The organism is Streptomyces sp. NPDC079020, assembly GCF_044542225.1.
Lineage (GTDB): Bacteria > Actinomycetota > Actinomycetes > Streptomycetales > Streptomycetaceae > Streptomyces.
In genome coordinates, this window is the sequence record NZ_JBITUB010000008.1 from 86,478 (window position 1) to 102,255 (window position 15,778).

The following is a 15,778-nucleotide window of genomic DNA, read 5'->3' on the forward strand; positions in this document are numbered from 1 at the left end:
ACCAATATCCCGCTGACCACGCAGAACAGCCCCTGTCAGATATTCACGGACGCTTTCCGCCGGATGACCGGATTACCGCCTTGACCATCTCTTGATACAAGAACGAAACTCGCAGAGGCACTCATGCATCAGGAGCCACAAGCGCATGTGCATGCGAATTGGCCCTGCGAGACATAGATCGCACGGGGTGTGCGGCGGGGGAAGCAGCGAAGATCGTATGTCCGTGACCACATGATCAGCGGGCAATTCCTTCACCTCCTCCCCTCATCTCTTGGTGCGCGAAGGGAATGGAGGGGGAATGCCGACGCACATGGGCTATCCCGGCGTTTACATCGAAGAACTTCCCAGCAGCGTCCGGACCATCGCCTCGGTCACCACATCGGTGACCGCTTTCGTGGGGCACACCCGCCGAGGACCGCTCAACCAACCGGTGCGCATCACCAGTTTCGCCGACTTCGAGCGGCGCTTCGGCGGGCTCACGTCGCAGAGCGCGGTCGGCTACGCCGTGCACCAGTTCTTCGGCAACGGCGGGGCGGTCGCGGTCATCGTCCGGGTGGCCAAGGCCGGCACGGGTGAAGAGGCCTGCGTCACCCTGGAGTCCACCGAGGGCCGCGGCGCGTGCCCCGTGCTGGAGGTCCACGCGAAGGAACCGGGTGTGTGGGGCTCGGGGCTGCGGGTGGCCGTCGACCACGACACGTCCACCCCGGACAAGACCTTCAACCTGCATGTCCTGGACGCCCGCGGCGGTGCCCGCGAGACCTTCACCGGCCTGTCGATGCACTCCGGTCACGGCCGCTTCGTCGAAACGGTCGTGGGCGCGGGCTCCTCGCTCGTCCGGGTGAAGGTCCTGGACGAGGACCGGCCCGACCCGTCCGGCACCGTGTCCAAGCCGTTCGCCGCGAACCTGCCCGATCTGAACGTCGAGCTGAAGGTGAAGATCGGCGATGTGGAGCGGGAGTTCACGCTCTTCGAACCCGACCGGGACGGCGAACCGCCGCACACGGTCACCGAGCTGGCCCTGCTTCTGGAGCGCAAGCTGCGGGCCCTGCCCGACGCCCCCGGCAAGCACGCCTTCGCCGGCGCGGAGGTCACCGCCTTCGGCCGCCGCCTCCAGGTGGTCGCCGGATCCGTCGACCCGGACGACATCGTGCGGTTCGTCGGCGAGTGCGCCAACGACCTCGGCCTCGAAGCCTCGGTGAACCCGCCCGTCTTCCCGCTGGCGGGCGGCAAGGACGGCGACGCCCCCGGACCGCTCGACCTCATCGGCAGCGAGGCCCGCAAGACCGGGGTGCACGCGCTGCGCGACGTGGACGACGTCAACCTGCTGGCGCTGCCCGAGCTCTCGGCGTACGAGTCCGTCGACGACATGGCCACCGTGCTGTCCGCCGCCGAACAGCTCTGCCGCGAACGCCGGATCTTCCTGCTGGTCGACTCGCCGTCGACCTGGGGAAGCGTCGACGCGGCGCGGGCCGGGATCGGTGCGTTCGACGCGGTACGCAGCGACCACTCCGGCCTGTACTTCCCGCACCTCCAGCTCACCGACCCGCTGACCGGGCGGCTCCGCTCGTTCCCGCCGTCGGGCGCGGTGGCCGGTGTCATCGCCCGTACGGACGGGGAGCGCGGCGTCTGGAAGGCCCCGGCGGGCACCGACGCGCGGCTGGCCGGAGTGCGTTCCCTGACGGTCAGGCTGACCGACCGGGACAACGCGCTGCTCAACCCGCTGGGCGTCAACTGCCTGCGGACCTTCCCGGTGGTGGGGCCGCTCGTCTGGGGTGCCCGGACGCTCCTGGGCGCGGACGCGCTGGAGAGCGAGTGGAAGTACGTTCCGGTGCGCCGGCTCGCCCTGCATATCGAGGAGAGCCTGTACCGGGGACTCCAGTGGGTGGTCTTCGAGCCGAACGACGAACAGCTGTGGCAGCAGATCCGGCTGAATGCCTCGGCCTATCTGAATGATCTGTTCCGCCAGGGCGCGTTCAAGGGCGGCACACCCCGTGAGGCGTACTTCGTGAAGTGCGACAAGGACACCACCACCGATGCCGACATCGAGCGCGGTGTGGTGAATGTGGTGATCGGCATCGCACCGGTCAGGCCGGCCGAGTTCGTGATCGTCAAGATCCAGCAGATTGCCGGTCAGTTCGACCTCTCGTAATCCAAGGACCCGAGGTAAAGGAACACGAAGGAAACCGATGGCTGAGTTCCAGGTAAACGCCCATCGCTTTGACCCCTACAAGAATTTCAAGTTCCTGGTCCTGTGGGACGGTCGAACGGTCGCGGGCATCAGCAAGATCAGTCCGTTGAAGCGGACCACGGAAGTGGTCAAGCACCGGCACGGCGGCGACCCCAGTTCGCCGAGGAAGTCGCCGGGCCGCTCCGAGTTCGAGGGGGTCACGCTGGAACGCGGGGTGACCCACGACCCGGAGTTCGACCGCTGGGCCAACAAGGTCTGGCAGGTCGGCGCCGGGCTCGGCTCCGAGGTGTCGCTGCGCGACTTCCGCAAGGACATCATCATCCAGGTCCTCAACGAGGCCGGGCAGGTCGCCGTCTCGCACAAGCTCTACCGCGCGTGGGTGAGCGAGTACCAGGTCATGGGCGAGCTCGACGCGAACGCCAACGCGGTCGCCATCCAGAGCGTGAAGCTGGAGTGCGAGGGCTGGGAGCGGGACTACGAGGTCCCGGAACCGGCCGAGCCGTCCTTCACCCACCCCGCCTGAGCCTCGCGCGTGCACGGAGGAAAGACGATGGCTCCTCGTCGTAGCCCGGCCGGAGTCCGGACATGACCCCCGGTACGGGTCCGGTGGGCCCCGCCGAGCTGCTGGCCGCGTGGGAGAGCGGGCTCGCCCTGGGTGCGGCGGACAGATCGCTGCTGCTGCACCGGGCGGCCCGCCCGGGGACCGGTACGGACGCGTTGCTGTCGGTGCCGGTCGGTGTGCGGGAGGCGGACCTGTTCGCGCTGCGCCGCTCGCTGTTCGGCGAGCTGATGCAGGTGCGGATCGAGTGCGGGTCCTGCGACGAGGCCATGGAGTTCGATCTCGACGCGGGTGCTCTGGGCGCACGCGGGGCGGTCCCGGACCGGCCGCTGAGGGTGGCGGAGGACGGGTGGGTGGTCGAGTTCCGGCTGCCGACCGTCGCCGACCTCGCGGCGGCCGGGACTGCCGGGACTGCCGGGACGACGGGAGCTGCCGGGACGACCGGGGCTGCCGGTTCACCCGGCCGGCGCGGCTCACCCGGTTCGCCGTCCGAGGCACGCCGCCGGCTCCTGACGGGCTGCACGCTGCGGGCCCTGCGCAACGGGGAGCCCGTCGCCGCGGAACGACTGGCCGAGCTGCTCCCCGAGCGGGTGGAACAGCTCATCGCGGAGAAGGCCGCGGAGGCGGACCCGACGGCCGAGGTGACGCTGAACGTGGTCTGCCCGGAATGCGGCTCGGCGACCGTCGCCGAGCTGGATATCTCCTTCTATCTGTGGACCGAACTGGACAACTGGGCAAGGGATTTACTCCTGGACGTCCATCTGCTCGCCACCGCCTACGGGTGGAGCGAGCCGGAAATTCTGGCGCTCAGTCCCCTTCGGCGCCGCTACTACCTGGAGCTGTGCACCGATGCCTGACTACTTCGACCGGCTCCTTGCCCGGTACGCGCCGGTGGCCGACAGCTCCGACGGCCCTGGCGGCTCCGGCGCGCGGGTACGCGTACGGCCACGGCTGCCCGGCCCGTTCGAGCGCGCCGAGGCCCTGCGGCAGGAGCCGCCCGAGGCGGACGAACCGGCCGCGCTGCTCCCCTCCGCTCCCCCGCCCGCCCCCGGCGCCCTGCCCCTGACCGCGCGGCCGGGGCGGGAGACCCACACCGAACGGCACACCGTGGTGCGCACCGAGCAGGCACCGCGGCCCGCCGGGGACGGCCGGCCGGACCTGTCCCCCGCACCGGCCCCCACCCCCCTGCCGCGCCCCTCGGCGGCTCCGGCGCCCGCACCGCGGCGCGGTACGGCCGAGGGCACGCGGGCGGCCCGGCGGGGCGGCCCGGACGCCCCGGCCACCGCTCCGCCGGTGGCAGCCGCACCGGTCCCGCAGTCCGCAGGCTTCGCCCGTACGGCCGCGCCCACCGTGCCACGCGGCTCCGACACCGCCGCCGCGCGCGGTGCGGCGCTCGGCTCGGTGGGGCGGCGCGCGCCGCGCCCGGCCGACCGCGTCGTCCATGTGCAGATCGGCCGGCTGGAGGTCAGCGCGGCACCGGCGGCCGGGACGAACGGCCCGCCGGGCGGGCGCCCCGCGCAGCCGGCCGGGCGGCCGGCCCCCGTACTGACTCTGGACGACTACCTCTCGCGCGGCGGGAAGAGGGATTGACGACATGAGCAACGCACTCGCCGTCGCCACGGTCACCCAGGCGCTCGCCCTGCTGATCGAGAGCAACCTGGGACCGGAGATGGACATCGCGGTCAAGGTGGAGACCCGCAAGCCACCCTCGGAGCCGCCGGGCGAACCGACCATCACGGTCTTCCTCTACCAGGTGACCCCGAACGCCTCGATGCGCAACAACGACCTGCCGACCCGCGCCTCGGACGGCACCCTGCGCAACCGCGCGGCGGCACCGCTGGATCTGCACTACGTCATCAGCGCGTACGGGGAGGAGGCGGAACTCGTCGGCCAGCGGCTGCTGGGCTGTGTGATCCGCACCCTGCACGAAATCCCGGTGCTGCCCAAGGAGTTGATCGAACTCGCCGCGGAGCGCCCGTATCTGTCGGGCAGCGATCTGGCCGACTCCGTACAGAAGGTGCGCTTCACACCGACGGTCATGGATGTCGACGAGACGTCCAAGCTCTGGGGAATGCTGCACCAGACCCCGTACACCCTGTCGGTGGCCTACCAGGCGTCGCTGGTGGTGATCGAGGGCCGCGAGAAGCCGGTCCCGGCGAAACCCGTGAAGGAGCGCACGGTACGGGTGCTGCCGTTCGGTGCCCCCGGGGCGCCGGTGCCGCCCGGGGCGGAGGTCCCGGACGCGGCGTCCGCAGCGGACGGAGCATCCGCGGCAGATGGAGCGGGCGCGGCTGATCGTGAAGCGGCCGGTACGGACGCGGGGGCGGCCTCCCCGCCCGCGAAGAGCGCGCCCGCAGCCGCGCGGACCGCCGCCAGGTCACCCGCCGGAACACCGGCCAAGGCGTCGGCGAAGACCCCCGCCAAGACCGCGAAGGCCCCCGCCCGGCGGGCGGCCCCGCCCCGTCCCCGTAAGGCTGCCGGGAGCGACGCACCGACGCCGGACGACAAGAGCTGAACCGAGTGCGGAACACGGGGGGTGAGGACATGGGAACGTACGACAGCGGCGGCCGGAGCGAGGACGAGGCCGCAGGCACAGACGCAGGGGCAGGGGCAGGCGCAGACGCAGACGCAGACGCACGTACAGACGGCAACACGGACTTCGGCGCTGACACCCGCGAAGCCACAGGCGCGGACGCGGGCGCGGGCTCCGGCGGGACCGGCGAGAGGGGCCGGGACGCGGCGGCGCAGGGGCGTGCGCTCTCGACGGCCGTTCACGCCGTCCTCGCCCGGGTGGACGCCCACGCCGGGCGCGCCCGCGCCACCCGCCGCCCGGAAGCGACCTCCGTGTCCGCGTCCGCCCCCACCCCGGTCCCGGACACGGACACGGGCACGGGCACGGTCCCGGACACGGCGTCCGGCACCACTGACCTCGTGGCCACGCCTCCCGGCGGCACCGGCCCCGCCGCCCTCGACGCCCTCGTCGCCTGCTTCGGCCTCAGCCCGTTCGAGCGCGAGATCGTCCTGCTGACGGCGGCGGCCGAGCTGGAGCCCACCACGGCCGCCCGCTGCGCCGCGGCCTGCGGGGACCCGGAGCGGGCGTACCCCACCTTCTCGCTCGCCCTCGCCGCGCTGGGTGATCCGCACTGGAGCGCCCTCACCCCCGTCGCCCCGCTGCGCCGCTGGCGCATCGTCGAGCTGGACGACGAGTCCCGGCTGACCACGTCCCGGCTCCGGCTCGACGAGCGGATCCTGCACTTCCTGGCCGGTTCGCCCTACCTGGACGCCCGGTTGCACGGGATGCTGCGCCGGACCACCGTGCCGGACGTGCTGCCCGCCTCGTACGACCTGGCGGCGAGCCGGGTCGCGGCGGGCTGGGCGGGGGCGGGGCGCGGGGCGCCGCTCCGGGTCGAGCTGGTCGGCGGCGATCTGCGGACGCGGGCGGACATCGCGGCGGTGGCGGCCCGCCGCTCGAGCCTCGGGCTGTACGAGATGTCGGCCGCCGATGTCCCGTCCGCTCCGGGTGCGCGGGACCTGCTGGCCCGGCTGTGGCAGCGCGAGGCGATCCTGCTGCCCGCGGCGCTGCTGGTGGAGGTCGGCGACCTGGACCGCGAACAGGCCGCCGCCACCGACGCGTTCGTGGAGAGCGCCGCCGTACCGCTGGTGGTGTCGAGTCCCGACCCCAGGCGGACGGCCCGACCGCGCGGGGAGCGGGTCACCGTGCCACCGCTGGACGCGGACGAGCAGCTCGGGGTGTGGACGGACGCGTTCGCCGGCGTACCGGAGGTGTCGCCCGGCGATCTGCGTGACCTCGTGGCCCAGTTCTCGCTGCCGCCCCACCTGGTCCGCGCGGCGGGCGCGGCCGTGGCCCGGGACCTGCCCGGTGAGGACACGCTCGACGCGACCGGACTGGCCTGGCAGGCGGGGCTCACCGAGGCCCGGATGGGCATGGACGAGCTGGGCCGGCGGATCGAGCCGCACGCGGGCTGGGGCGATCTGGTGCTGGCGGACCGGCAGTTGAAGGTGCTGCGGGAGATCGTCGCGCATGTGCGGCAGCGGCCGACCGTGTACCAGGAGTGGGGCTTCGCCGAGACGCTCCGCCGGGGCCTCGGGGTCACCGCGCTGTTCGCGGGCGGCTCCGGTACGGGCAAGACGCTGGCCGCCGAGGTGATGGCGCGGGAGCTGGGCCTGGACCTGTTCATCATCGATCTGTCGCAGGTGGTCAGCAAATACATCGGCGAGACCGAGAAGAACCTCCGCAAGGTGTTCGACGCCGCCGAGCAGGGCGGGGCGCTGCTGCTGTTCGACGAGGCGGACGCGCTGTTCGGCAAGCGCAGCGAGGTCAAGGACAGCCACGACCGGTACGCGAACCTCGAAGTCAGCTATCTGCTGATGCGGATGGAGGCGTACCGGGGGCTCGCGATCCTCACGACGAACATGAAGCAGGCGCTGGACACGGCGTTCATGCGCCGCATCCGCTTCGTCGTCGACTTCCCGTTCCCGGGTGAGAGCGAGCGGGCCGAGATCTGGCGCCGGGTGCTGCCCGCGCGGGCGCCGGTGAAGGGCGTCGAGCCGGAGCTGCTGGCCCGGCTGACGGTGGCGGGCGGCTCCATCCGCAACATCGCGCTGTCGGGTGCGTTCCTGGCGGCGGAGGAGGGCGACCGGCTCCAGATGCGCCACATGCTGGAGGCCGCCCGTACCGAGTACCTCAAGCTCGACCGTTCCCTGACGCCCTCGGAGGTGCACGGATGGGTCTGAACGAGCAGCGACGCGACGAGCCGTATCCGCCACCGCGTCAGGAACCGCATCCGCCACCGCGTCGGGAGCCGCAGCAGGGAACGGTACGGGTCGACATCGGCGAGCTGGTTCTCGACGGGTTCGGCCGGGTGGACCCGGAGCGGGTGTCAGAGGCGTTCCAGGCGGAGTTGGGCAGGCTCGTACGGGAGCGGGGCGTGCCGCTGGCCGCCGACGGCGGGCAGGCGCTGGAGTCCCTGGCGGGGCTGCCCCCGCTGCCCGCGACGGTCTCCGCCCGGCGGCTGGGGCAGGAGCTGGCCCGCGCGGTGCACGCGGGGCTCTCGGGCGGGGGTGAGGCGTCGCGATGAGTACGTCCCACTCGCAGGAGTCGCGTTCGGACCAGTCCGCCAAGCAGCGCAAGCGCAAGGAGCGTGCGGCCTCGCACGCGCCGGAGCCGAAGAACATCGTCAGCGGTGCGGGCCAGCCGCTCGACCTCAGCGTACGGCGGGAGCTGGAGGAGCAGCTCGGCCACGACTTCGGCCGGGTGCGGCTGCACACCGATCCGGACGCGGGCGCGCTCACCGAGATGCTCGGCGCGGACGCGGTCGCGGTCGGCCAGGACATCTTCTTCCGCGAGGGGACGTACCGCCCCGGTACGGTCGACGGACAGCGCCTGCTGGCCCACGAGTTGCTGCACACGGTGCAGAACCCGCACGGTCTCGGCACCCTGCGCGCCGGGCGTGACCTGGGCGCGGTGAGCCTGCCGCAGCAGGCGATGGAGCGCGAGGCGGAGACGGCGGCGCAGGCGTCGGTACGCCCCGACGGGCGGACGGGGACCGGGCCCGGGGAGAGTGCGGCCGAGGTCGGGGCGGGGCAGGCGACGCCGGGCTGGCTGCGGTACGCGACCGTGGACGCGGACCGGAGCCGGCTGGAGCAGATCGACCCTGCGACGCTCGTGGAGCGGCTGGCGAACTCCGTCGTACGCTCGCTGCGCGGCGACCCTGAGGACCGGTCCAAGCGCACCCGCAGGCAACTGGCCCTGCTGCCCGACGAGTTGCAGGACAACGTCCTGGAGCGGCTGGAGACCAGGCTGCTCAGTTCGGAGCACGAGCGGGTGCTCGACCTGGTCGACGAGGTAGAGGCGTACGACGACCTGGAGCGGGACGCTCTCGACGCCCCCACCGCCGAGAGCGATCCGGCGCAGGCCCTGTGGTACGAGCGCGAGACCGCGCGCCGGGAGGACGAGGAGGATCGGGCGGAGGCCGAGGAGCCCGCGGCGGCGCCCGGTCCGGAGAAGGAACAGGAGCAGGACGAGGGCGCCCCCGGAAGTACGCCGGAGAACACGGGCAGGCCCCAGGAGGGTGACGGGGAACAGGCTTCGGAGGCCGGTCCGGGCATTGCGGCTCCCGGAAACACCGGTGTCGGTACGGCCCCGGAGGCACCGGCGGGCGGGCAGGCGGAGGCCGCGGCCCCGGCCTCGGCGCCGCGGCAGGAAGCCTCGTCCTCGTCCTCCTCCGCGTCGTCGGGGGGCGGGAAGCAGTCCTCCGAGAAGGCGGGAGGCGGCCGGGAGGGGCAAGCGGGGCAGGAAGGCCAGGAGGGCCGGGAACAGCAGAGCGCCCCGGCGGCGAGCAAGGAGGAGTCCGCCGCCAAGAACCGGCCGGGCGCGACCGAGTCGCTCGTGGCGGGCCGGCAGCTGAAGCCGGAGGACAAGCGGGGCTCGGACAAGCCCACGGGCCCGGCGTCCGTGACCGGCAAGGACACCCAGCTGCCCGGTGCCTTCAGCACGCTCGACGGCGTACGCAACCAGGATGTCGACGGCCCCGAGGAGAAGGCCGACGAGGACCCGTTCGGCTCCGGCGGCGGGTCGGAGGTCGAGGTCGGCGGCGGCCAGGACAGCGCGTGGGACGTCAAGCTCCAGCCGGAGGACTTCCTTCCGGCGCAGGACCTCGATGTGTCCGCCGTACCGACCGCGGACAAGCTGGACCCGTCCTCGTCCGGCGCCGCGAGCGCTCCGTCGTTCCCCGCGCCCCCGGTGACGAAGGCCGAGCAGGTGCGGGCCGAGCGGGAGGCGGAGGACGCCGAGGACGCGGCGGCGGAGGCCGTACCGGAGGAGAACGGCGCCGGTTCGTCCGACGGTACGGAGCCCTCGGCCGAGGCGGACGAGGCCGGGCCGGCCGGCGGGCAGCTCGGGGGACTCGCTCTGGAGCAGGCAGCCGAGGCGCGGCCGGTGACGACGTCGAAGGACCCGAAGAGCGGGGACGACCCGAAGGCCGGGCCCGTAGCCGCGCAGACGACGGTGCAGGAGGCGCCGGGCACGTCCGAGGCGGGCAGCGACGCCAAGGAGGCGGCGGCAAAGGAGGAGAAGGGCACTCAGGCCGGAGGCGGGACGCAGGCGGGCGCCCAGGAGAAGGCTTCGCCGCAGGCGGTGGCGGGCAACGCGGCGGCGCCGGAGCCCGCGGCCAAGGAGGAGCAGAAGAAGACGGACGCGGCTCCGGCGGGCCGCAGCGAACCGGCGGCGGACGCACAGTCCCCCTCCCCCGCACGGGACACTCATGTCTCCGGCGGGTCCAACGTGGATACGTCGGGCGGCGCGCCGAGCGCGTCACAGGACAGCGGCCCGTCGCAGCCCGGTCCCGTATCCCGTACGGAGAGCCCGGCGCCGCGGACTCCCGCCGCCCCGGAACCCACGAAGCCCGCCGACGCCCCGACCTCGGCGAAGGCCGCCGCCGCTCCCAAGAACACGGCGTCCAAGTCGGCACCGGCCGCGAAGGGTTCGCCCGGCGGCGGAGGCGGGGGCGGGGGTGGCGGGGGCGCCAAGGCGTCCGCCCCGGGCAAGGGCAAGGGCAAGAAGGATTCGGGAGCCGCACCGAACCTCTCCGGGGTGGCACCGGAAGCCGGCCTCACCACCGCCTCGAAGCTCAAGCCCCACAAGGCACTTCAGGCGATGAGCGGCGTGAGCGGCTCTGTGGACCGGACGGTCGGCGACGAGCACAAGTCCCTCGCGGCCGCGCCGCCCTCGATGCAGCGCCCGGCCGGCGCACCGCAGACGCTCCAGGGCAAGCCGAAGTCCGACGCGCCGGCCCAGTACTCCCAGGATCCGGCGGCGAAGTCCGAGGCGCCGAAGGACGAGAAGGCCGAGGTCGAGGGCGAGAAGGAACCCGAGGGCCAGATCGAGGCGGAGAAGGCCGAGGAGCCGGGCGGCTGGGACACGTTCAAGATGGCCCTGGGCTTCATCGGCGGCAAGATCGTGAACGGGATCGCGAGCGCCTTCGGCGCCGACAAACCCGTGGTGGACCCGCAGGAACTGGCCGCCAAGTTCGCCGGGCTGCCGACCAAGGACGAGGCGCTGAAGAAGGCCCAGGCGGGCAACGCGCCGGGCGTGGAGATGGAGGGCGCCGCCGAGCAGACGGCGGGCGAACAGGGCACGGCCGTCGACACCAAGGGCCAGGAAACGGTCGCGACGGGCAAGGACGACGCCGGTCGCCCGATGGGCGAGAACCAGGTCTACCCCAACGCTCCCAAGGAGCAGATGACAGCGAAGGTTCCCGGCGGCCAGGGCGGAAAGGGCGCTGCGCCGGACGGTGGCGCGGGCACCGGAGCCGTACCCCCCGAGGCGGCCTCCGAGGTGGCGGAGCACGAAAAGGGGCCGGAGTTCCAGGCCGCGTTCAGCGACGGCCAGAAGGGGATGTCGGAGGGCCGGCAGACCAAGGACAAGGACTTCCGCGACTCCCAGCAGAAGCACAAGGCCAAGGTCGACGCCGAGGTCGCGACCAACACCAAGAGCCAGGCGGGCGAGCGCGAGAAGGCGCTTGCCGATGTCGACGCCGAACGTGCCGACTGGCGCACGGAGCAGGACGCCGAGCTCAAGACCCTCGGCACGAAGAAGACCGAGCGGCACGAGAAGGTCCGCACGGACGTCAAGGACAAGGAGAAGAAGACCGACGAGGACGTCGCCAAGGAGAAGGAGGACGGCGACAAGAAGATCCAGGACGAGAACACCAAGGCCGAGAAGGACGCGGAGAAGGAACGCGACGACAGCGTCGAGCAGTCGGGCAACTGGGTCAGCAAGGCCTTCGACTGGATCAAGAAGAAGGTCATCGAGATCAAGGACGCGATCGTCCGCGTCATCAAGGCGGCGCGGGACGCGGTCGTCGGCTTCATCAAGAACTTCAAGGAAACGGTCGAGCGCTGGATCAACGAGGCCCGTAAGTTCATCGTCGAAGCGATCAAGAACCTGATCAACGATCTGATCGAGTTCGCGAAGGCCATGGTGCGGGCCATCATCGAACTGGCCAACAGCATCCGGAAGTTCATCACCGGTCTGATCGAGGCCGCGATCGCCCTGGTCAACAAGCTCGCGACGATGCTGAAGCAGATCGTCACGGATCTGCTGGACGCCATCGGCAAGCTGCTGAGCAGCATCCTGGACTTCCTCAAGAAGATGCTCGACGCCGTGGTCAAGGCGGTCGTGGACGCGGTGAAGGCCGTCCTGGACTTCGCCTCGAAGCTGCTCAGCGCACTCGGCGACTGGATGCTCATCGCGGTCGACTTCCTCTCCGACCCCGGCGGCTGGCTGGGCGGCGCGAAGAACTCGGCGGTGGACGGGGCGAAGAACCACCTCTTCCGCGAGGTCAAGGCCGCGGTCAAGCAGTGGTTCAACGACAAGATCCAGGAAATCATCGGCGTCCCGAAGGCCATCTTGGACAAGCTGCTCAAGGGCGGCATCACGATGGAAGAGATCGTCAAGGAGGCCTGGGACGCGGTAGTCCCCCAGCTCCCCCTGATCATCGGCGAACTCGTCATGACGAAGATCGTTGCCAAGCTGATCCCGGGCGCGGGCTGGGTGATGGCCGTCATCGACGCCATCCGCACGGCCTGGGGCGCGCTGAGCGCGATCCTGAGCGCGCTGGGCATGGTGCTGGACTGGCTGAAGGCCGTACGCAGCGGGGGCGCCGGAATCCTCTTCGCCAAGGCGGTCGCGGCGGGCGTCGTCGCCCTGCTGGAAGTCCTGTACCAGGCACTGATGACGGGCATCGGCAAGTACGTCTCCAAGGTCGGCAAACGCCTCAAGGGCGTCGCGGCGAAGCTCGGCAAGGGCGGCGACAAGGGGAACGACAAGGGCCCGGGTGCGGCCGGCTCGGACGACAAGGGAAGCAACGGCGACAAGGGCAAGGTCGGCGACAAGAAGGGCCAGGACCCGAAGTCCACCGACCCGAAACCCGCGGCCCCGAACGCCCGCCCGACCACGGCAACGCCGAAGTCCACGACGCCGGGCCCGAACGGCAAGCCGAAGACGGGCCCGGGAGACGGCAAGAAGCCCACGACAACGTCCACACCCACGTCGACGTCCAAGGACAAGAACGGCCAGCCGAAGAACAAGGACGACGACAAGCCGAACACCCGCCCGACCCCGTCCCCGAAGCTCAAGCCAAAAGCGGATCCCCCGCCGAAGCCGAAGACCGAGCCGACCACGCAGTCCGAGCCGAAAGCGGAACCCCCGGCCAAGCCGAAGACCGAGCCGGACACGAAGCCCAAGCCGAAGGACGACACCCCGGGCAAACCGAAGGACAACGACAAGGACTCCACGAAGCCGAAGGACGACAAGGACACCCCGGCCAAACCGAAGGACGACAAGGGCGCCCCGACCAAGCCCAAGGACAAGCCCGGCGACAAGGACGCCCCGGGCAAGGACGGGACCAAGGACCCGAAGAAGCCGAAGGACGAAAAGGAAAGGGACGGAAAGACCAAGGATTCCACCCGAGATAAAAAGAGGGAACAAAGAACGAAACAGGAGAACTCCAACGAGGCCAAGCAGGACAGACTTAACGATGCAATATCCCGAATCCGCGCCATCGAGCGGCCTAAACTCAAGAATGGAGTGCCGCGAGCGAGCCACATCCCTGCCCTGGCCGCCATGCGGCAGTGGTACCGCCTTTCTGCACTTACCCGGGATCACCCACCGAACTTTCAGATCACCGCGCGGATCAACCCGACCGGAAGAGTTATCGGCGGCACAGAGGCACCGGAGGAGGGGTTCGACAACGCCGGATTCGACAAGGGCGACAAGACGATTCCGGTCGACTGGCTCGACGAAAACCACCGAGACAAGAAGCTACCACCAGTAAAATCTCCAAAATTCCGAGACAACGCACTGGCTTCCAATTTCACTTCTCAGTATCTGAACGCGAAATTTGGGGCCACAGGAGTCTCGGCCAAGAAGCGCTCCATCGAACCGATCGGGTTCAGATATTTGACAGGCAACACAACGGACAACGAGCGCTGGGCCCGAACACACCTACTGCCACGCGAACTCGGCGGGACCATCGAAAATCAGAATCTGGTGCCGGCAAGGCAGTATCAGAACATGAAACTCAGGGAAACCGAAGCGCCTGCAGCCGCCGAAATATCGACGGGAAACAAAATCGTCTGGTACCAGGTCGACATCTCGTACCACGCAGAAGGGCCGGACACCGAGTACCCCAACAATGGAAACGTTCTGCCTCCAGGATTCCCGAATCAGCTAAGCACCGCCTGGGGCAGGTACACACAAAAGCCCGGAAGCACCGGCGAGAGCGAGGACCACTGGGACCGACAGGAAACCCGCCTCAATCCGGTCTCAATCCCGAACATGGAAAAACCTCCGAAACCAGGATATGTCCCCAAGATCAACGTCAATACCGAGACGGATGAGTACAGGCTCAGGCTCGTCCTGCAAACAACAAAGGCACAGACGAATGCCATCCTGATACTTCGACAACAAAAGAACTTCACTGGTGATGTCGACCTGCTCAGCCGCCTGCAAGCGCACAGCAGGCGGTTCAGGTTGAAGAAGCTCAAGATTCGCCTTGGTCAACTGAAGATCGAGAGACGTCTCAAGTACCGCCCGTAGGCGCATCCGAAAGCGAGCACCCCCGATGGAACAGCTGACACAAAGCGAGAAACAGCAAATTGAATCAATCGGAGAGCTGGAAGGAAATAAGTTGTTCGAGGCAACATCCGAGCAACAGGACGTCTGGTTTGCGCTGGATGATTTTGACCCACTATCAGACACAAAGGACGAGTGGGCAGGCGTCGAGCTCAGCGCCGAGCTGAAGGAGTGCGCCCTGCGGTTCGAGTCCCTCGCCTGCGAGTGGTCCCTCCCGACCCCCGAGGGGGAAGTGACAGGGGAGTTCAGCCTCCCTCACCTGTATTTGGCACTCATCGATGCCGCACCACAGCACAGCGACGTAGCCTCGGACCGGGATCGCCTCCTGCTCGGCGAACTCAGAATGATCGACTCTGCTCCATCCCGAGCTACAGGAGAAGCTAGCTTCATCCGAATCGAGCGACACAAGAAAACGTTGGAGATCTGGCACCAGGACAGATATTTGCATGAAGAAAAAAATAACACTCAAGGCTTTCTGGAAATGGACCTCAGCTACTGCGAATATCTGAACACATTACGGATGACCAAAGGAGCCTTCGGTTGGCAGCTGCTCTTTCTTGACATTCCTCTTCACGGTGACGCCTTCCGCCCGCATGTCGAAAATCTCAAGGGCATGCTTCGAGTTTTCCCATCCGAATTTCAGCAGTACGACTACACGCCGCTGATGAGTCGTCTGGAGGCCCGGCTGTGACCCGCTACGCAGACATCCCCAAGCCCATCCGCTCCGGCATAGTCGTCGTCGACCCCGAGCGCGGCACGCCCCAGCGCATCATCGTGCTCCAGTTCAACCCGGACACCCTCGAACGCTCCCTCGCGCCCCAATCCGCAGGCGGTAGCGGAGACTCCGGCGGCGGCGGGAGTGGGTCCGGGGACCGGAATGAGGCCCTTCGGCTCAAGGGGCCCGCTCAGGAGACCTGGAAGTTCACCGCGGAGATCGATGCCACCGATCAGTTCGAGGTGGCCGCACCCGATGGCATCCATCCGGAGCTGGCCACCCTCGAAATGCTCGTGCATCCGACCACCGCGCAGCTCCGGGAGGCGAGCCGGCTGTCCAAGAAGGGGACCATCGAGATCAGCCCGATCGAGATGCCGCTGACCCTCTTCACCTGGGGCAGCAAGCGCGTGATGCCCGTGCGGATCACCGAACTGGCCATCAACGAGTCCGCGTTCGACGTGAACCTCAATCCGATCCGGGCGAGCCTCAGCATCGGCATGAAGGTGCTCAGCGTCAGCGATCTGCCGGCCGGGCACCGCGGGGCCGATCTGTACATGGCACATCTCGCGCAGAAGGAGCGGCTCGCCAGGGCCGCGCGCAGTGGGGGGCTCGCCTCGTTGGGGCTGGCCGGGGGCAACACCGTCATGGGGAGGGGCTGAG

The 15,778-nt window shown here is 69.6% G+C and carries 10 protein-coding genes; all 10 read left to right on the plus strand.

Features of this window, described 5'->3' with window-relative positions; genetic code table 11:
* Positions 1-298: 298 nt before the first annotated feature.
* Positions 299-2,149: a phage tail sheath family protein gene (locus tag ACIGJO_RS18435; protein ID WP_399959154.1), complete on the plus strand. Its 1,851-nt coding sequence runs from the start codon at positions 299-301 to the stop codon at positions 2,147-2,149.
* A 37-nt stretch (positions 2,150-2,186) separates the two neighbouring features.
* Positions 2,187-2,711 (plus strand): phage tail protein, encoded by a 525-nt coding sequence (locus ACIGJO_RS18440; RefSeq protein ID WP_266931071.1) that lies wholly within the window; start codon positions 2,187-2,189, stop codon positions 2,709-2,711.
* Between the two features lie 62 nt (positions 2,712-2,773).
* Positions 2,774-3,604, plus strand: coding sequence for a hypothetical protein (locus ACIGJO_RS18445; RefSeq protein ID WP_399959157.1), 831 nt, complete (start codon positions 2,774-2,776; stop codon positions 3,602-3,604).
* Positions 3,597-4,337 (plus strand): hypothetical protein, encoded by a 741-nt coding sequence (locus ACIGJO_RS18450; RefSeq protein WP_399959159.1) that lies wholly within the window; start codon positions 3,597-3,599, stop codon positions 4,335-4,337. The genes ACIGJO_RS18445 and ACIGJO_RS18450 overlap by 8 nt, the downstream gene beginning before the upstream one ends.
* A 4-nt stretch (positions 4,338-4,341) precedes the next feature.
* Positions 4,342-5,262 (plus strand): DUF4255 domain-containing protein, encoded by a 921-nt coding sequence (locus ACIGJO_RS18455; protein WP_399959161.1) that lies wholly within the window; start codon positions 4,342-4,344, stop codon positions 5,260-5,262.
* A 29-nt stretch (positions 5,263-5,291) separates the two neighbouring features.
* The gene (locus ACIGJO_RS18460) at positions 5,292-7,502 is read left to right on the plus strand and encodes an ATP-binding protein (protein ID WP_399959163.1); all 2,211 of its coding nucleotides are present in this window, start codon (positions 5,292-5,294) and stop codon (positions 7,500-7,502) included.
* Positions 7,493-7,846 (plus strand): hypothetical protein, encoded by a 354-nt coding sequence (locus ACIGJO_RS18465; RefSeq protein ID WP_399959165.1) that lies wholly within the window; start codon positions 7,493-7,495, stop codon positions 7,844-7,846. The genes ACIGJO_RS18460 and ACIGJO_RS18465 overlap by 10 nt, the downstream gene beginning before the upstream one ends.
* A complete protein-coding gene (locus ACIGJO_RS18470) occupies positions 7,843-14,367 on the plus strand; it encodes a DUF4157 domain-containing protein (RefSeq protein ID WP_399959167.1) in 6,525 nt (2,174 codons plus the stop codon). Before ACIGJO_RS18465 ends, ACIGJO_RS18470 begins: the two co-directional genes overlap by 4 nt.
* Before the next feature lie 25 nt (positions 14,368-14,392).
* Positions 14,393-15,094: a hypothetical protein gene (locus tag ACIGJO_RS18475; RefSeq protein ID WP_399959169.1), complete on the plus strand. Its 702-nt coding sequence runs from the start codon at positions 14,393-14,395 to the stop codon at positions 15,092-15,094.
* Positions 15,091-15,777: a hypothetical protein gene (locus ACIGJO_RS18480; RefSeq protein ID WP_266931079.1), complete on the plus strand. Its 687-nt coding sequence runs from the start codon at positions 15,091-15,093 to the stop codon at positions 15,775-15,777. Before ACIGJO_RS18475 ends, ACIGJO_RS18480 begins: the two co-directional genes overlap by 4 nt.
* Position 15,778: the final 1 nt, after the last annotated feature.